Genomic DNA, 17,504 nt, shown 5'->3' on the forward strand with positions numbered 1-17,504 from the left:
AAGGTCGCCAATGAGCGTCGAATCAGCGCCTGCTGCGCAAAAGGCAAGAATTCCGCATCCACGCTGGCGCGTCCCGGTCCTCGGTGATGTGTTCGGGCTCAGTATCCGGACTCCACTGCAGAACTCGATGGAGGCCGGTAGGCCACTCGGACCCATCTTCGAACGCCGGGTGTTCGGTATTCGGTTCGTGTTCGTGTCCGGTTCCGAAATGGTCGCCGAACTCTCCGACGATTCCCGGTTCGGCAAACACCTCGCACCCGGTGTCGATTCGCTGCGCGAGATCGGCGGTGACGGCCTTTTCACCGCGTACGACCACGAGCCGAACTGGGACAAGGCCCACCATCTCCTCGTTCCAGCATTCACCAAGTCCGCGATGCGCTCGTACCACGACACGATGCTCGACGTCGCGGGCGAACTGACCGAGCACTGGGACCAGTTCGTGGACGGCGGGGCTGTGGACGTGTCTTCGGACATGACGAAGGTGACCCTCGAAACCATCGGCCGCACCGGGTTCAGCTACTCGTTCGACTCGTTCAAGCGGGAACGCCCACATCCATTCGTGCAGGCGATGGTGAATGCGCTCAGCCATTCGCAACGCACTTCACTCGTAAGAGCGACTACTCTCGGGCGTCTCCTGACCCGGCGGTCCGATCGCCGCAACGTCGCCAACATCGAGTACCTGGCGGAGGTCGTCGACGAGGTGATCCGCAGCCGCCGTGACAGTGCCGAAGCCGGTCCCGAGGACCTCCTCGAACTCATGCTGAGAGCCGCCAGAGAAAATGACCCCAATCGGATCGACGAACTGAACATCCGCCACCAGGTGGTCACCTTTCTCGTTGCGGGACACGAAACAACCTCCGGAGCATTGTCATTCGCCCTGTACTACCTGTCGCGGCACCCCGAGGTCCTCGCGAAGGCGCAGGCCGAGGTGGACACCGTCTGGGGTGACGAGGCCCCGACATTCGAGCAGATCGCCAAACTCCGCTATGTGCGACGCGTGCTCGACGAGTCGTTGCGGCTGTGGCCGACCGCTCCCGCATATGGCCGCGAAGCGAAGGTCCCTACGACCCTCGTCGGCAAGTATCCGATGAACGTCGGCGACTGGGTCCTCGTTCTCATCCCGTCCCTACATCGCGATCCCGTGTGGGGCGACGATCCCGAGGCATTCGACCCGGACAATTTCCTTCCCGAACGCGTCCGGGCCCGTCCTGCGCACGTGTACAAACCGTTCGGCACCGGCAAACGGGCGTGCATAGGCCGCCAGTTCGCTCTGCACGAGGCAGTGCTCGTCCTCGGCACGATCCTGCACCGCTACCAAATCGTCGGTGACCCCAACTACCGCTTGAAGGTATCCGAACGGCTGACCCTGATGCCTGAGGGGTTCACCCTGCAGCTACGCCGGCGCTGACCATCTTTGCCGTGCTCCTCGACGTCCACGCCCACCCAATGTCACATCGGTTCACTTGGACTGCACCGCTGTGACATTCGGCGATCGGACAAGTGCGATCGCAGCAGCCTCGATGGTGTCTTCGGACAGCAGAACCTCGAGTGCGGCGTCACCGAGAGGGATGAAGCTGTCCTCGCTCGTGACCCGGGCTAAGCGACCGGTGAAGCCTTCGTCGACGAGCGCGGTGATCACGCCCTCGGACACACCCCCGCAGTGACGGGTCTCGTCGACGACGAGTACCCGACCGGTGGCGGCGGCCTCGCGGAGGATGTCCGGCATGGGCAGGGGCGCAAGCCATCGCATGTCCACCACCCGCGCAGTGATGTTCTCCCTCTGAAGCCGGCGAGCAACCCGCAGGCTCATCCGCACCCCGTTTCCGAACGTGACGATGGTCAGGTCCGTTCCGTCCCCGTAGGTTCGCGCCCTTCCGATCGCAACTTCGCTCTGCGCTCGGGTCACCGGGCCCGGGTACGGCGCCAACCACTGCTCGTCGCCATCGGCGAACAGATCCCGGTTGTGGTACAGCGCAATCGGTTCGAGGAATACACACACCACCCCTGCGGTGTGCGCGGCCGCTGCGACAGTGTGCAACATGGCTGCCGCATCGTCCGGACGCGCCGGTGAGGCGATCACGATTCCGGGGATGTCGCGTAGCGCACCTAGCGCGTTGTCGTTGTGGAAGTGTCCCCCGAACCCCTTCTGATAGCCGTACCCGGCGACTCGCACCACCATCGGATTTCGATACTGCCGGTCGGAGAAGAACTGCAGCGTGGCACCCTCCCCACGGATCTGATCTGCGGCGTTGTGCAGATAGGCGAGATACTGAATCTCCGGGATCGGCAGCAGCCCCGACACCCCTGCGCCGAGGGCGAGGCCCAGGATCGCCTGCTCATCGAGCACGGTGTCGAATACTCGGGCGGCGCCAGCCTTCTTCATCAGTCCCCTGGTCACCCCGTAGACGCCGCCCTTGCGGCCGACGTCCTCACCGAAAACCATCGCCTCCGGATAGAGCGCGAGTATCTCGAGCAGGGCTCGGTTGATCGACGAAGCTAGGGTCAAGGGGCCCTCGTCCTCCGGGAGAGGCGTTCTGAGAACCGTCGTACGACCAGCGGATTCGAGATCCCGAGGGGTGGCGGCGGCGGCTTCGTCGAGGCTCTCGCGCAACGGAGCCATCACCGCCGAGGCACTGCCGAGTTGCGGCTGCGTGGCAACCCGCTCGGCAAGGTCGAGCACTTCGGCACGCTTGTTCTCGTAGAGATCGAGCACCTCGGTGGGGGTCAGGTGACCGCCCTCGAGCAGCAGTCGCGCCGTGCACAGCACCGGGTCGCGGTCGAAGTCCGCGGTGATCTCGTCCGGGCTGCGGTAGGCGGATTCGACGTCGGACCCGGCGTGCCCCATCAGCCGTACGGTGTGCAGGTGCAGGAACGCGGGACGCCGATGGGTTCGGACCCATTGCGCTGCGGCAGATGCAGTGGCGAATGCCGCCGATAGGTCCGAGCCGTCGGCCGCGAAGTATTCGAGGCCTTCGCTGGCTCCGAATGCGGACGCGATCCACCCTGCCGGGGTCTTCGTGCTGATCCCGAGCCCGTTGTCTTCACAGACGAAGAGCAGCGGCAGCGGCAGACCCTGATACGCGGCCGCAATAGCCGTATTGATCGCGCCCACCGCGGTCGAATGGTTCGCGGAGGCGTCGCCGAAGCTGCATACTGCGACCGCATCCGCGGGCCAAGGCGAGGCAACGTGCAGTTTGGCGGCCCTGCCGATGGAGAAGGCCACCCCGACCGCACGCGGCAGATGCGAGGCGATCGTCGAGGTCTGCGGAATCACGTTGAGATCGTGGCGACCGAAGACCTTGTGGCGCCCGCCCGACATCGGTTCCTCGGCAGCCGCGACGACCCCGAGCAGGACATCGCGCAGCGGGTCACTACCGGGAATCCGTCTCGCCCGCTCGAGAAAGAACCCGCCGGACCGGTAGTGCAACAGAGCCGGGTCGGTAGGACGCAAAGCAGCAGCCACCGCAGCGTTCCCTTCGTGGCCGGACGAACCGATGGTGTAGAAGCCGTCCCCACGCGATCGAAGCCACCGCGCCGCCAGATCGAGATGGCGGCTGCCCAACTGCGAATCGAAGAGCCCGAGCGCCTGCCCTACCGTCAGCAAGTCTCCTTCGCGAAGCGGTGCGTTCCGGTCGCCGAAACCGCCACTTGCACCGCGCCTCGTCGCAGAGACAGGACTCATCGCAGAGACAGTGGTGGTGAAGTACTCGTCGATGGGCTCAGCCATGAATCGCGTCTCCTGAAATCGGCGGAATACGTCCACTCTGCCTTCTACAGGCGCCGAGGGGAGGTCGTTCTGTAGAAGGTTCCCCGAACCCCGATTTTGTTACAGTCGATATCAAGTATCACCGCTCGCGCCCAGACGAGATCGGCACGCACACAGATGAATTGCAGGTGCACATATGTGGGGCAAACGCGAAGACATGCTAGTCCACGAAGAGTCCCCGTATAACGCCGAACCTGCAGGTTCGGCGTTGGTGGACGGCGAGGTCACCGCCTTGGACACGTTCTACTGCCGCAACCACGGCGAGATCCCTGACATTCCCGGCAAGAAGTGGCGACTCTCGGTCACCGGACTGGTGAACCATGAACAGGACTTCACGCTCTCCGACCTCGAAAGCCGTTTCGAGACCCGCAGCCTCGTGGCGACACTGCAATGTGCGGGCAACCGCAGGGCGGGCCTCATCGCGGTGCGCGATATCCCGGGCGAACCCTGGGAATCTGGGGCGACATCCACCGCCGAGTGGCGCGGAGTGCGACTGTCGGACGTCCTGAGCGCCTGCGGAGTGCGCACCGACGGGCCCCTTCACGTGGAGTTCACCGCTCCGGACGTCGCGGACGAGGCGACACCACCACAGCAATACGGCAGCTCGATCCCGCTGTCCAAAGCCCTGTCGGATGAAGTTCTGCTGGCATGGGAGATGAATTCCGAACCCCTCCCCCGGGTTCACGGCGGCCCGGTCCGGGTGGTGGTTCCGGGGTACATCGGTGCCCGCAGCGTGAAGTGGATTACCGGCATCAAGGTTCAGGACCACCCGTCCGACAATTACTTCCAGTCCACCGTGTACCACATCCTCCCTGCCGACGCAGACCCCGATTCCGCGCGCCCAGGCGACGGCATCCCCCTCTCCTCGGTCGCACTGAACTGCGACATTCTCGAGCCGGCCGATGGGGCAACCGTCCCGGCGGGGCCACTTTCCGTCCACGGATACGCGCTGGCGGGGGACGGTCGCGGGATCGCCCGGGTGGACGTATCCCTCGACGGCGGTCGCACGTGGGCGCAAGCGGAACTCGCCGCCGAGGTGAGTCCGTGGTCGTGGCGCCGCTGGTCACAGGTCGTCGACGCGACACCCGGACCGCTGACGATCACCGCGCGGGCCTGGGACACCACCGCTGCCATGCAACCCGAATCGGCCGCCCAATTGTGGAACCCACACGGATACGTCAACAACTCCTGGCCCAGCGCGAATCTGACCGTCACCTGACGACAATCCGGCGGACGGACGTGCCCGCACGGGTCACCGCCTCACCCGTGCCTGCTGTCCAATGTGACATCAGTTCGGTCTGATCGCACCAATGTCACATCCGGCGAGCTCGAGTCAGGCGGGCGGGCGTCCGGACCACCCGGCCTCGGCAGCGAAGACACCCGGATCACCGCGTCCGGACTCCCCCGGTCTGGACACCCTTGACCAGCAGCCAGACGGCGAGCCCGATCTCGCCGATGACGGCAGGAGTGAGCAACACGGCGGAGATCGCACCGCCACCGGCGTCGGTGATCAGTTGCAGCAAGCTGTCTGCGATATAGCCGGCACCCGCCGCCACCAGAAGAACACCGAATATCCGTGGGACGTAGCGAGACCGGAGTAGGAGTAGTCCGAGGGTCAGGAGATGGAATCCAAAGAACACGAGAGCCAGCAGGAAGCCTCGAGCGAAGGCCTCGAGCGCGGCTAGCGCCTGATTCTGCGGGTCGACCGCATCCCCCGACCCATCGGTAAGCAGTGCGCGGGCGAGAAACGGCAGGATCAGCAGCGCCCCCAGAACAGCGGAGTAGACCAGCCGGAATGCGGCCGCCGTCAGCGAGAGCGCCCGGCCCGCCGGTGCCAGCAGCAGGTAGAGAGTCACCGACAGTACGACGTCCACCGCCACGATCGCGATCCAGGTGACGAGGCTGATGTCGAAGAGCCACGGCGACTGCGCGATCGAGTCCGCCGTCGCGGAAGCGTCGCCGGGAACGACGAACGATTCCAGCGTGAGCGGTCCCAGCATTCCCAATCCAGCCAGTGCCAGATACAACCAGCCGGTGGTCCGCGCGAGGCGGTCGGTAGTCGGCCCCGCAGGCTGGGCGGGCGACGCGGTGACCGACGATGCGAGTGTGGCGCTCATGCTGCCCCCTCGGCGTACGCGAGCGCGGACGGCGTCCGGCATCCGACGATGGCCGGCGCCTCCTGCACGAGTGCGTCGTCACGCAGGGCCTCGACCATGAACATCGCGAAGTCCACGCGGCGGGTCAAGTTGCTCGCGAGCACAGGATCTCCGACATGCCTGCTCCAGACCGGCAGCCCCTGGCTCTCACCTTCTTCCAGGTCGCTGCCGCGGACAACGGTCCACCGGGTGTCGCTGGCGAAGATTCGCCGGCACGCCTCCACCTGATCGTCGATGTCCACCACCCGCGCGAGCCTGGCCAACCGACTGACAACCGCGACGAACGCCTTCAGCCTGCGTGTGTAGACATCTTTGCCGTCGCGGGTGATGTGCCAGCCGCAGGAGAACACGAGCCGCGCACCCGGGCGCGCGTGGTCCAGAACGGCCTGCGCGGTACCCGAGGCGTAGTGGCTCATGCCCCACGGCACCAGCACGGTCAGGACGCCGTCGCAGTCCGCCACCGCTCTCGCGATGACCTCGCGATCGTTGGTCGCTCCGGGGACGACGGTGATCCGGCCGTCGAACTCCGCTAGCTTGCCCACGCTCTTCTCGCGGCAGACGCCGACGACGTCGTACCCCCGATCGAGTGCGTGCCGCACCATGTAGCGGCCCAGCTTGCCTGAGGCGCCGACGATGCACACCTTCCCGGTTGCCTTCGGGTTTCCGTTCTCTCGGGTATCAGCGGTTTCCATGCGATCTCCTCACGTCGAGTACTGACTTACACTGTAAGGTAACCTTACGCAGTAAGGTGGGTCAATCCCTGAAGTTGTTCACCCGAGCAGGAGGCCCCTTGCCCACAGAGAAATCAGCGCGTCGTGCACGACCCCATTCGCCACTGACGCTCGACGCGGTCCTCACCGCGGCCGTCGACCTCGCCGACCGCGCAGGGGTCTCCGCACTCTCGATGCGCAAACTCGCCGATCACCTCGGAGTCGAGGCGATGTCCCTGTATCACCACGTCGCCAACAAGGGCGCCATCCTCGACGGAATGGTCGACACCGTTTTCGCCGAGATCGATCTGCCGGAAAGCGACGGCGAGTGGCGGACAGCGATGCGCGAGCGGACCATCTCGGCGCGCGCCGTCCTTGTTCGCCACCCGTGGGCTATCGGTCTGATGGACTCGAGGGGCAATCCCGGGCCGGCGACCCTCCGACACCACGATGCCGTGATCGGAATCCTGCGCCGAGGTGGCTTCGACATCGCCGGCGCGGCCCATGCGATCTCGCTGATCGACAGCTATCTGTACGGCTTCGTCTTGCAGGAGCTCAATCTGCCGTTCGAGGGACCGGGCGAGCTCGAGGACGTCGCCGAGACGATCCTCGACCACATGCCCGCCGACGAGTTCCCGTATCTCACCGAGATGATCGTCGACCATGCCATGAAACCCGGCTACAACTACGCCGACGAGTTCGAGTTCGGACTCGACCTCATCCTCGACGGTCTCGAAGCGCTACGCAGCAAGGTTCGATGACGGCATCGGCGACCTAGCTCGACGGCTTAGCAATCACAACCTCACCCTCGAGCCCATCGGGGTCGCGGAAGAAGATGCTGTGGACGGCGCCGAAGTCGTTGATGGTGCCGTCACTGGCAGCGTTGTCCATAAGTCGTTGCCGAATCGTGGCGAACGCCTCGGGCGAGGCGGCCTGCAGCCCGAAGTGGTCGATGCGGCCACGCCCCCACATCGGTGTTTGGCGTTCGGGTTCGGTGTTGCCTTCGATGACGACGATGTTCAGCCCGGTATGCGGGCCGATGCGAATGTTGGTCATCGTTTCGTTCCCGCCCTGGCCGTGGGGACGCGTGGGCCCGACGTCGGCATCGAACACCTCGGCATAGAACTGGGCCAAACGGGCGACGTCCTTGGAGATCCACGCAATGTGGTTGATGCCGTCGAGCAACATGATGTTCTCCCGTCTCGTCGGTAATGGAAGCGACCAGGCCGCAGTGCCCATCATCGTCCTCGAGATCGGTCTTCTGGCCGGAACGGGACCATGGCCGAATTCCCCGCCACGCCGGTCACGATTCCATAGCGTCCGAGTCGAAGGTTTGACGTCTCCCCGGGCAGCGCCTACCTTCAATTCATTGATTGATGAATTTCTATCCGCCCGCCTCCGGGGAGTGCTCATGCGCGCGATGATCGTCAAGGAATTTCGTGAGCTGCGGCGAGATCGCCGCACCCTCGCCATGTTGGTTGCGTTACCGGTGCTACTCCTGATCGTCTTCGGTTTCGCAGCAAACTTCACCGTCGGGACGCTCGGGGTGACCATCACCGGTCCGAACGCCCAGACCGTGGCCGACCAACTCCAGGCAAACCCGCAGACGGAGGGAGAGTTTCGCATCGATGCGGTCGATCCCACCGGCACCGACGCGACCGCGCGCGACGCGCTGCGCGATGACGTCTCCGACCTGGCGATCGTCACGGGAGCCGGGAAGCCGATGGTGTACATCGACGGATCGAATCTCTTCGCCGCCCAAGCAGCCAAGATCGCCGTCGCGCAGATGGGACCCGCTGTCGACTCGGAGGTGCTCTACAACCCGGACCTGAAGACATCTTGGGTGATGGTGCCCGCGATCATCGGACTGATCCTGACGTTCATCGGCGGCATCATCACCAGCATCGGCCTGGTCAAGGAGCGTGAGGCGGGCACGCTGGAGCAGCTTGCGGTGATGCCGTTCTCGCCCGCGGAGGTGATCGCCGGCAAGATCGCACCGTACTTCCTGCTGGCTTCCCTCGACATGATCGCGGTGACCCTGCTCGGCATATGGATCTTCGGTGTGCCGTTCAACGGCAACGTGCTGATCTTCGCGCTCGGGGCGGCGGTCTTCCTGTTCGTGGTACTCGGGGTGGGGGTGTTCATCTCGACGATCTCCAAGACCACCGGGCAGGCGATCCAGGCGGCGCTGATGGTGATGCTGCCGCAGGTCCTGCTGTCCGGCATGATCTTTCCACTCGACGCGATGGCTGCCGGGGTTCGTTGGATCGGGTACCTGTTGCCGCTGACGTACTTCACCAAGATCTCTCAGGGCGTGATGCTGCGTGGGGCAGAGTTGAACACCTTGTGGCTGCCGATCGGCGTGTTGGTGTTGATGGCCGTGGTGATCTTCGGGGCGGCGGTGTTCCGGCTGAAGCGGTCGATCGCGCCGGCAGGCAGGGCGGTGGTGCGTAGTGCCGAGTGAAAGCACCTGGGGTGCGATCGGATTGACGGTGCGCTACGGCGGAAGACCGGCACTCGACGACGTGACCGTCGACATTCCGCGCGGAGAGGTCACCGCGGTCGTCGGAGGGGACGGGGCAGGCAAGACCAGCCTGCTCGGCGCGTTGGCTGGCCGCGTACCGATCGCCGAGGGCACCGTCACGATGCCTCCCAAGGACGAGGTCGGGTTCCAGCCGAGTGCCTCTGGAGTGTGGCTGGACATGACCGTGGACGAAAACATCGAATTCGTCGGCAGCGCATACGGAATGAAGTCGAAACAGCTGGCCGAGCGGAGCGAGTCCCTGCTGGGTCCGGCCGGTCTCGGTAGCGTCGGCGACCGGCTCGGCGCACAGCTGTCCGGCGGGATGCGGCACAAACTGGGCTTTTGCCTCGCGATGCTGCCTCGCCCGCAGGTGCTGCTGCTCGACGAACCGAGCACCGGCGTGGATCCGGTCAGCCGGGTGGAGCTGTGGCGGATGGTGGCGGAAGCGGCAGCGTCGGGCACGGCGGTGCTGATGTCGACGACGTACCTGGATGAGGCCGAGCGGGCACACCGAGTGCTGGTACTCGAGGCCGGTTCGGTGCTCGGGTGGGGAACCCCGGACAAGGTGATCTCCTCTGTCCCTGGGACGATCGTCACCGAAGGGACGCGGCCCGACGGCTTGGCCCGAACCTGGCGGCGGGGCAACACCTTCCGGGTCTGGGATCCGGACGGGCAGGCCGATTCGGACGGACGAACCGACCTCGAGGACGCGGTGATCGCGCTGATGTTGCAGCGGGACGAGCAACGGGGGTCGGGGAATGACTGAGCCGGTGACGATCGATGTACGTGGGGTGTGGCGGAGCTTCGGGCCGGTCACTGCCGTCCGGGACATGTCGCTGCAGGTTCACCCCGGCGAGATCGTGGGACTGATCGGTGCAAACGGGGCCGGCAAGACCACCCTCATCCGGATGATCCTCGGGCTAGAGCCGGTGGACCGAGGGTCCGTCGAGGTGTTCGGCTCACCGCCGTCGCGGAGCACGCGCCGCAGACTCGGCTATATGCCGCAGGGACTCGGTCTGTACCAGGAACTATCGGTCCGGCAGAACGTGGACTTCGTCGCCGAGGCGTTCGGCATGACATCGCAAGCCCTACCGGAGGCACTCGAGGCGGTCGCGACGCGTCAGGTCGGAGAGATCGGATTGGGGCTGCAACGGCGGCTGGCGTTCTACTGCGCGTTGTCTCACCGCCCGGATCTGGTGATTCTGGACGAGCCGACCTCGGGTGTGGACCCGCTGGCCCGCACCCGGCTGTGGGACACCATTCACGACCAGGCCGACTCCGGGCGTGCGGTACTGGTGACCACGCACTATCTGCAGGAGGCCCAACAGTGTGACCGGTTGGTGATCATGTCGCGCGGGCGCCTGGTGGCGCACGGAACACTCGACGACATCATCGGCGGGCAAAGGGCGGTCACCGTACAGACGACCGAGTGGGCGCAGGCATTCGACGCCCTGGTGGCGGCGCAACTTCCCGTGACGCTCGCCGGACGAGAGGTGCGGGTCGCGGGGGCCGACGCCACCGTCGTCCGCGGTGCGCTCGATGCAGCCGGCGTCGTTGCGGCGGTGACGGACGTGCCCGCCACCCTGGAGGAGACCATGGTGCTGATCGACCGCGATACGAAAGTCGAGTCGTAATGGCGGCGGGGCGGCGGAGCGGGCGGCGGCCGGGAAAACAGGACACCCGAGACCAGATCCTCAGTGCTGCAAGACTTGCCTTCGCACAGCACGGCTACGGCGGGACAACCGTTCGCTCCGTCGCCGCATCCGCCGGGGTGGATGCGGCGTTGGTGTACCACTACTTCGGCACCAAGGAAAAATTGTTCGTGGCGATGATGGACGCCCCGATCGACCCGCGACAATACGTGGACACAATCGTCGATGGTCCCGTTGACCGGCTCGCCGAGCGGATATTGCGCACGGCACTGGAAGTTTGGGATTCCCCTGCAGGCCCGGCGGCAATGGCACTGGTGCGCAGTTCGATCGCACATGAGCGCAGCGCCAGGCTGCTACGAGAGTTCCTGCTCGAGCGGGCGATGCGACCGATCGTGGAGTCCGTCGAGACCGACCCCGAGATGGCCCAATGGCGCGCGAACCTGGTGGGCGCCCAGCTGATCGGGTTGGTCACGATGCGGTACCTGCTCGCCCTCGAACCACTGGCCTCGGCCACGCCCGAACGGGTCGTCGAACTTGTAGCCCCCAATCTGCAGCGGTACCTCACTGGCGAACTACGCACTGAAGCCCGCACACTCAATACATGATTTTCTGAATTCAGATTTCCATGTACTATCTGGGTTATGGAAACGACTGTCCATCGCGATGCGCTCACACGCTTCGGCTACGCCTTGTCCGACACGACGCGGACCCAGATCCTGATGAGCCTTCGCTCGGCACCGGGATATCCGTCCGAGCTTGCCGAACAGATCGGAGTCTCGCGGCAGATCCTGTCGAATCATTTGGCGTGTCTGCGCGGATGCGGGCTGGTCGTCTCGGTGAGGGAAGGACGTCACACCCGGTACGAACTCGCCGATCCCCGTATCGGCCGAGCGCTCGACGATTTGATCGGCCTGGTGCTGGCGGTTGATCCGTCCTGCTGCCCATCTGCCGACACCGACGAGTGCTGTTGATGGCCACCGACTCGGTCGGCCTGCACTCAGTGCAGCTCGTCTCCACCGAGCGGCGACGGGTGCTGTCACGGCGAATCCGCTGGTTCGTTGGAGCGACGATCAGCTACAACGTGCTCGAGGCCTGCATCGCGCTCACGGAGGGAGCGCGGGTCTCTTCTACCGCACTGATCGGCTTCGGCCTCGATTCGGTGATCGAGGTGTCCTCTGCCGCGGCTGTGGCATGGCAGTTCGCCGGCAAGGATCCCCGAGCCCGCGAGAGAACCGCCCTGCGAATCATTGCGTGGTCGTTCTTCGCCCTGGCCTTCTACGTCACCGTTGAAGCGGTTCGCTCACTGCTCGGTGCCGACGAGGCTCGGCACTCGACCATCGGCATCGCCTTGGCTGCCGCCAGCCTCGCGATCATGCCCGTGCTCTCGTGGGCGCAACGCCGAGCCGGACGCGAACTAGGTTCGCTGTCCGCGGTAGCCGATTCGAAGCAGACGCTGTTGTGCACCTACCTGTCCGCGGTCCTGCTGGCCGGGCTGCTGCTCAACAGCCTGTTGAGCTGGTCCTGGGCAGACCCTATTGCCGCTCTCATCATCGCTGTGATCGCCGTAAGAGAAGGCGTCAACGCTTGGAAGGGCGACACCTGCTGCTCTCGTCCGGTCACCACCAATGAACCTCACGCCGATCACAACTGCGCCTAAGACCCACGTCAGACGCACAACTGACCCACCCTTCCTCCGCATGGTTACAGTCGGGGGTGTCTCGGACGGCGTTCGGTGAACGCGAACGTTCGAGACGAACGTTTGCGCAGCGTAAAGGGCAAGTCATGAGCAAGGTCGTGGTACTGGGTACAGGTGGGACCATCGCGTCCCGAAACAACCCGGAAGGGCATGCCGTCGCATCCGACCACGTGTCTGCACTGCTCGACTCGGTGTGTGCAACCGCGCCGTTCGAAGTCGAGATCGAGAGTCGCGACCTCCTGATGGTGGGAAGCTACCTGCTGACACCCGCCGATCAACTCGGCATCGTCCGCGCGATCCAGGCCGTCTTCTGCGATCCGTCCGTATCCGGTGTCGTCGTCACCCACGGCACGGACACGATGGAGGAAACCGCCTATCTCAGCGATCTGCACCATGCCGATCCGCGACCGGTGATATTCACCGGCGCCCAGAACACCGCTGGCAAACCGTCGTCCGACGGACCGCGCAACCTGAGGGATGCGATCGCCGTCGCTGCCGACCGTCGTTCCCATGACCTCGGCACAACCATCGTGTTCGACGGCCTCCTCTACGCTGCTGCCGCCACCCGGAAGAGACATACCACCGCACTGGATGCGTTCGACAACGGCGCCACCGGCCCTCTAGGCCGAGTCGACACAGGAGTTCTCAGCCTTCTCGCCAAACCGGTTCGCCCACAATCACTTCCGGTACCGGAAGAGCTCCCCCGGGTCGACATCGTCGCCGTCTATCCGGGCGCCGACCGAACCCTCCTCGATGCCGCCGTCGATGCGGGATCCAGGGGAATCGTGTTGGAGGCGACCGGGATCGGCAACGCGAACATGTCGTTCGTCGACGCCGCCCGAGACTGCATCATTGCTGGTATCCCGGTGATAGTCGCGACTCGCGTCGCAAACGGCGACATCATGCCCCGCTACGGAAACGGAGGTGGGGCCGACCTGGCCGAAGTCGGCGCCCTACCGGCCGGTCTTCTCAGGCCCTCACAGGCACGGGTCCTGCTCGCCGCGGCCCTCGCCGCGTCATCCCCCTCTGAGGTCGCCGACATCATCCGCACGCACACCCACCTCACCGTCGTGCCGTACACCTCGGTGAATCAGACCGGCAAGTAGGAGCGACCTCATGTTCAACTCGTACGAGAATCTGCAGAACAGGGTGGCAATCGTGACCGGCGCGGCGAGCGGCATAGGCCGCGAAACCGCGGTCGCATTGGCCGAAGTGGGCGTGAGCGTGGTCATCGGCACCTTCCCGGGCGATCCTCATGATCCGAAGGAAACGCTGCGCAGCGTCGAGGACGTCGGCGGCACGGGCGTGATCCATGAGGTCGACGTGCGTTCGACCAGGGAGGTCGAAGCGTTCGCCGAACGCGCACTGACCGAATGGGGGCGACTCGACTTCGCCGTCGCGAACGCCGGTATTCTCCGGAAGAACGCGATCGGCGAACTCGACGACAACGCCTGGTCCGAGATGCTCGAGGTTGACCTCAGCGGCGTCATGCGAACCCTGCGCGCCGCCTCCAACCGGATTGACGGGCCAGGCTCACTGGTCTCGATGTCCTCGATTGTGGGCGGGGTCTACGGGTGGGGCGATCACGCCCACTATTCGGCCGCCAAGGCCGGTGTGCTCGGACTCAGCCGGGCACTCGCGCTCGAGCTCGCCCCGCGCGGAATACGCTCCAATGCAATAATTCCCGGAATAATCGAGACTCCTCAGTCGATTGATCCGGTCAATTCGCTCGGCCCCGACGGTTTGGCAGCGGCAGGCAAGAACATTCCGTGGGGACGAGTCGGAACGCCCACCGAGATCGCGACCGTCATCCGGTTCCTCGTCAGTGACGAATCACGTTATTTCACAGGGCAATCGCTCGTCGTCGATGGTGGTCTCACCGTCAAGATGCAGGACTAGGAGAACGCGGATGGGGATCCTGGACGGCCGACGGGCACTCGTCACAGGTGGGGCCAGCGGTATCGGCCGCGCAATTGTCGAGTCGTATGTCGCCGAGGGTGCGACAGTCGTAATCGCCGACCGCAACGAGATGCAGGCGGAACGGGCCGCAGGAGAACTCGGGGCGGCCGCAGCGGTGTGGGTCGACGTCGCAGACGAGGAGTCGGTGCGCAGTGCGTACGCACGAGCTGTCGACGCGCTCGGACAGGTGGACGTCCTCGTCAACTCGGCCGGCATCGCCGAGGAATCGGAACTGTCCGACATGCCGCTCGAGGTGTGGCGCCGCACGATCGACATCGACTTGACCGGCACCTTTCTGATGTGCCGGGCAGCGGTTCCTGCCATGGTGTCGGCGGGTGGAGGCCGCATCATCAACATCTCTTCGCAACTCGGCATCAAGGGCGCGGTGGCACTCTCGCACTACGCGGCCGCGAAAGCCGGGGTGATCGCGCTGACCAAGTCGCTCGCGCTCGAGGTATCACGGCACAACGTGCTGGTCAACGCCATCGCGCCGGGACCTGTCACGACTCCGCTGGTCGCCGGTATGACCGAGGAGTGGAAGGCGGCCAAGATGGCGGAGATTCCACTGGGCCGATGGGGACGGCCGGAAGAGGTGGCACCCACCGCCGTGTTATTGGCGTCCGACCCGGGTGGGAATCTGTACCTGGGCCAGACCCTGGGCCCGAACAGTGGAGATGTGATGCCCTGATGCGGGGTTCCCGCTGAGACGCTTGTCGCCTGGATGCGGTAACCCGCCTATGCGTCACCGCGCGACGAGGCAATGTTCGAACAGCCCTCGTAACCGCTTCGGGTCCAGCGAGGACGTGCCTATCGCCACGATCTCACTTCGTCTCTCGGTAGCTCCAGTCTCTGCGGGAATGAGCTCTGAACGCCGCCCCACCGATTGCAGCAGCATGCGTGACGGTGTGTCACCGGCAACGCACACAAAACCCTTGCACCGGTACACCTCGCCGGGCAAGTCGCGGCGGATCATTTCTTTGAGTGACAGCGGGTCGAACAAGCGACTGGTCCGAAAGGTCCACGTATGAAACTGTTCCCGGTGGCGGAATTTCCCGTCCTGCTGCGAGAGGCGTGGCTCCCGCTCGTCGCATCGCATCCCGAGCAGGATCTCGAGCGGAATGTCGGCACGGACTGCCTCCACGACGCGAACGCGATCCATCATCGTGTCGATCCACTGCCGCACCCAGGCCACGGTTGCGGGGCCGGCCAGGTCGACCTTGTTGAGCACGACCAGATCTGCGAAACCGATTTGGCGGGCTTTGAGCATCAATAAGTCGGGGGCCTCGTCGAGGTGTTCGAAGATCTGCTCCGTGTCCACCACGCAGGTGACGCCGTCCAGCCGAACCCAGTCGGGGCGCTGGGAGCCGGCGAATGTCGCCCAGATGCTGGCCGGGTCGGCCACGCCGCTCGCTTCCAGGATGATGTGCTCCGGTGGTGTCGCAGAGCTGACCAGACGCTCGACCGCGCCGAGTAGGTCGTCTCGGATCTCACAGCAGACGCAGCCGTTGGCCAAACTGATCATGTCGTCCGCGACGCCGACGACGAGGTCGGCGTCGATGTTGATCGATCCGAAGTCGTTGACCAAGACCGCGGCGCGCAGCCCATGACTGCCGCCCAGAATCCGGTTCAACAGCGTGGTCTTTCCCGCACCCAGGAACCCGGTGATTATCGTCAGCGGGATCGCGCTGGAATCGACGCCGGCGACCGCACGCCGTCCCGGGGCCGTGTTCGTGTCAAGACGCATCGGGGTCTATCCCCCTGGCCCGTAGCATCTCTCGCGGATCGATCTTGAAGCCTTCAGCCGGCCAACTCTGCACGGGTTCGCGGTCGGCGTCAGGCGGGTAGTACTCGTGTGGATCGATCTCCATATCCCGCAGAAACTCTTCTTGCTGCTGCTCACGGGGAAGTTCCGGACGCGGCAGTTCCAACTCGGACGGCAACGGCGAGGGCAGCAGCCACCGCGGATCGAGCGGAGCAATCGCGGCGCCGTCCGGGATCGCGGCTTCCCGAGACCAGATCCGGTCTTTGGTCACGTTGACAACCTGGATGTCAGGGCCGCCGAACTGGAACAGCCCCTTGTAGTTCGCCCGGACCTCGGCAACCGACTCGGCGTCCAGCGCCGCTCCGCCGGCCTCGTAGTGGACGATCATCCCCATCCGCGGTTGGACCTTGTCCATCAGATAACCCGCCGCGTAGTACATCGTGTGCCACGAGTCGATCGTGTACTTGGCGAGCTGCTCGGGGACGCCGAACTTCAGCGACATCAGCGACGGGGTGTCTATCTGGCCCTCGGTGATGAACACATCGCACCCGGAGGCATACTTCTCGGTCTTCTCGTCGGGACGACCGTCGCCGGTCCACACCACTGAGAGCCCGGCGTCCTCCCAGTCGAGGCGGTAGGCGGAGGCCCCGTCCTTGACGTGGGAACGCGGCCAATGCCGTACCACGATGCCGTCCTGGTCGTAGCAGACGCCGTTCTCGTCTTTCCAATCGAACTCCGTGACGTCCATTTCGTAGCCGGCCGAGATCGTCGCGTGCAGGAAGTTCTCCTCATGCCAGCGCAGCATCTCGCGCATGTGCTTGGCCATGTGCTCGATCCCCAACTCGGGCGTCGCGCCCGAGGGGCCGTAGAGGCGCAACGGCTGCCATCGTCCTGCCCAGGCCGTGAACGGGTACATGTACGGCAGATCGGCATAGTGGTCGCCGTGCAGGTGACTGATGAAGATGTCGTTGATAAACATCGGTGGCACCTGCATGGCCAATGCGTTCTTCACGCTTCCGTTGCCCAGATCGAAGAAGAACCGTCGCGGTTGGGGCCGGCCGGTACCGCACTCGACGAGAATGCAAGTTCCTGCCTGGCTACGAGTCGGCGGCCACGGCGTGCTGCCCAAGATGCTGATGCGCATCTCGCCCTCGGGCAGGATCTCGGTGCCTGGGGAGTAGAAGTTGCGGTTGTTGATCGACGTCATCGGCCGGTAGTAGTCGGGAAGGCTGATTCCGCCGCCGGGCCGGGCACCGTACGGGTTGTCTGGCTGGATCAT

18 protein-coding genes are annotated in these 17,504 nt (G+C 64.9%); 12 read left to right on the forward strand and 6 right to left on the reverse strand.

Annotation, left to right across the window (positions count from 1 at the left end; genetic code table 11):
• Positions 1-10: 10 nt before the first annotated feature.
• Positions 11-1,408: a cytochrome P450 gene (locus tag BFN03_RS14865; protein WP_070379651.1), complete on the forward strand. Its 1,398-nt coding sequence runs from the start codon at positions 11-13 to the stop codon at positions 1,406-1,408.
• 51 nt (positions 1,409-1,459) lie between these two features.
• On the opposite strand, the gene BFN03_RS14870 is transcribed toward BFN03_RS14865, so the two are convergent.
• Positions 1,460-3,727 carry a thiamine pyrophosphate-dependent enzyme gene (locus tag BFN03_RS14870; protein ID WP_070380955.1) on the reverse strand — a complete coding sequence of 756 codons (2,268 nt, stop codon included), beginning with the start codon at positions 3,725-3,727 and terminating at the stop codon, positions 1,460-1,462.
• A 175-nt stretch (positions 3,728-3,902) separates the two neighbouring features.
• Here BFN03_RS14870 and BFN03_RS14875 point away from each other — a divergent pair, with 175 nt between their 5' ends.
• Positions 3,903-4,985, forward strand: coding sequence for a sulfite oxidase (locus BFN03_RS14875; protein ID WP_070379652.1), 1,083 nt, complete (start codon positions 3,903-3,905; stop codon positions 4,983-4,985).
• A gap of 166 nt (positions 4,986-5,151) precedes the next feature.
• Here the strand turns inward: BFN03_RS14875 and BFN03_RS14880 are convergent, their stop codons facing one another.
• Both BFN03_RS14880 and BFN03_RS14885 read right to left on the reverse strand, forming a co-directional pair.
• Positions 5,152-5,883 (reverse strand): DUF4386 domain-containing protein, encoded by a 732-nt coding sequence (locus tag BFN03_RS14880; protein WP_070379653.1) that lies wholly within the window; start codon positions 5,881-5,883, stop codon positions 5,152-5,154.
• On the reverse strand, positions 5,880-6,614 hold the full coding sequence (locus BFN03_RS14885) for an NAD(P)-dependent oxidoreductase (RefSeq protein WP_070379654.1): 735 nt from the start codon (positions 6,612-6,614) through the stop codon (positions 5,880-5,882). Before BFN03_RS14885 ends, BFN03_RS14880 begins: the two co-directional genes overlap by 4 nt.
• A 98-nt stretch (positions 6,615-6,712) precedes the next feature.
• On the opposite strand from BFN03_RS14885, the gene BFN03_RS14890 reads away from it, so the two are divergent.
• On the forward strand, positions 6,713-7,393 hold the full coding sequence (locus BFN03_RS14890; protein ID WP_070380956.1) for a TetR/AcrR family transcriptional regulator: 681 nt from the start codon (positions 6,713-6,715) through the stop codon (positions 7,391-7,393).
• Positions 7,394-7,406: 13 nt separating this feature from the next.
• Here the strand turns inward: BFN03_RS14890 and BFN03_RS14895 are convergent, their stop codons facing one another.
• Positions 7,407-7,820 (reverse strand): VOC family protein, encoded by a 414-nt coding sequence (locus BFN03_RS14895; protein WP_070379655.1) that lies wholly within the window; start codon positions 7,818-7,820, stop codon positions 7,407-7,409.
• Positions 7,821-8,043: 223 nt separating this feature from the next.
• Between BFN03_RS14895 and BFN03_RS14900 the strand changes: the two genes are divergently transcribed.
• The 9 genes from BFN03_RS14900 (at position 8,044) to BFN03_RS14940 (ending at position 15,151) form a co-directional block, all read left to right on the forward strand.
• Positions 8,044-9,096, forward strand: coding sequence for an ABC transporter permease (locus tag BFN03_RS14900; RefSeq protein WP_232320287.1), 1,053 nt, complete (start codon positions 8,044-8,046; stop codon positions 9,094-9,096).
• A 28-nt stretch (positions 9,097-9,124) separates the two neighbouring features.
• A complete protein-coding gene (locus tag BFN03_RS14905) occupies positions 9,125-9,922 on the forward strand; it encodes an ABC transporter ATP-binding protein (protein ID WP_070380957.1) in 798 nt (265 codons plus the stop codon).
• Positions 9,915-10,790, forward strand: coding sequence for an ABC transporter ATP-binding protein (locus BFN03_RS14910; protein ID WP_070379656.1), 876 nt, complete (start codon positions 9,915-9,917; stop codon positions 10,788-10,790). The genes BFN03_RS14905 and BFN03_RS14910 overlap by 8 nt, the downstream gene beginning before the upstream one ends.
• Positions 10,790-11,413 carry a TetR/AcrR family transcriptional regulator gene (locus BFN03_RS14915; RefSeq protein ID WP_070379657.1) on the forward strand — a complete coding sequence of 208 codons (624 nt, stop codon included), beginning with the start codon at positions 10,790-10,792 and terminating at the stop codon, positions 11,411-11,413. Before BFN03_RS14910 ends, BFN03_RS14915 begins: the two co-directional genes overlap by 1 nt.
• 36 nt (positions 11,414-11,449) lie before the next feature.
• Complete coding sequence (locus tag BFN03_RS14920) at positions 11,450-11,779, forward strand: ArsR/SmtB family transcription factor (protein WP_070379658.1); 330 nt, start codon at positions 11,450-11,452, stop codon at positions 11,777-11,779.
• On the forward strand, positions 11,779-12,465 hold the full coding sequence (locus tag BFN03_RS14925; protein ID WP_070380959.1) for a cation transporter: 687 nt from the start codon (positions 11,779-11,781) through the stop codon (positions 12,463-12,465). The genes BFN03_RS14920 and BFN03_RS14925 overlap by 1 nt, the downstream gene beginning before the upstream one ends.
• Before the next feature lie 125 nt (positions 12,466-12,590).
• The gene (locus BFN03_RS14930; RefSeq protein ID WP_070379659.1) at positions 12,591-13,610 is read left to right on the forward strand and encodes an asparaginase; all 1,020 of its coding nucleotides are present in this window, start codon (positions 12,591-12,593) and stop codon (positions 13,608-13,610) included.
• A 10-nt stretch (positions 13,611-13,620) separates the two neighbouring features.
• Positions 13,621-14,403 (forward strand): SDR family NAD(P)-dependent oxidoreductase, encoded by a 783-nt coding sequence (locus BFN03_RS14935; protein ID WP_070379660.1) that lies wholly within the window; start codon positions 13,621-13,623, stop codon positions 14,401-14,403.
• Positions 14,404-14,413: 10 nt separating this feature from the next.
• Positions 14,414-15,151: an SDR family NAD(P)-dependent oxidoreductase gene (locus tag BFN03_RS14940; RefSeq protein ID WP_070379661.1), complete on the forward strand. Its 738-nt coding sequence runs from the start codon at positions 14,414-14,416 to the stop codon at positions 15,149-15,151.
• A 54-nt stretch (positions 15,152-15,205) separates the two neighbouring features.
• Here BFN03_RS14940 and BFN03_RS14945 read toward each other — a convergent pair whose 3' ends face one another.
• Both BFN03_RS14945 and gntH read right to left on the reverse strand, forming a co-directional pair.
• The gene (locus BFN03_RS14945; RefSeq protein WP_070379662.1) at positions 15,206-16,207 is read right to left on the reverse strand and encodes a CobW family GTP-binding protein; all 1,002 of its coding nucleotides are present in this window, start codon (positions 16,205-16,207) and stop codon (positions 15,206-15,208) included.
• The gene (gene gntH / locus BFN03_RS14950) at positions 16,197-17,504 is read right to left on the reverse strand and encodes a guanitoxin biosynthesis MBL fold metallo-hydrolase GntH (protein WP_198163276.1); all 1,308 of its coding nucleotides are present in this window, start codon (positions 17,502-17,504) and stop codon (positions 16,197-16,199) included. Before gntH ends, BFN03_RS14945 begins: the two co-directional genes overlap by 11 nt.

This window comes from Rhodococcus sp. WMMA185, assembly GCF_001767395.1.
In the GTDB taxonomy this organism is placed as follows: domain Bacteria; phylum Actinomycetota; class Actinomycetes; order Mycobacteriales; family Mycobacteriaceae; genus Rhodococcus_F.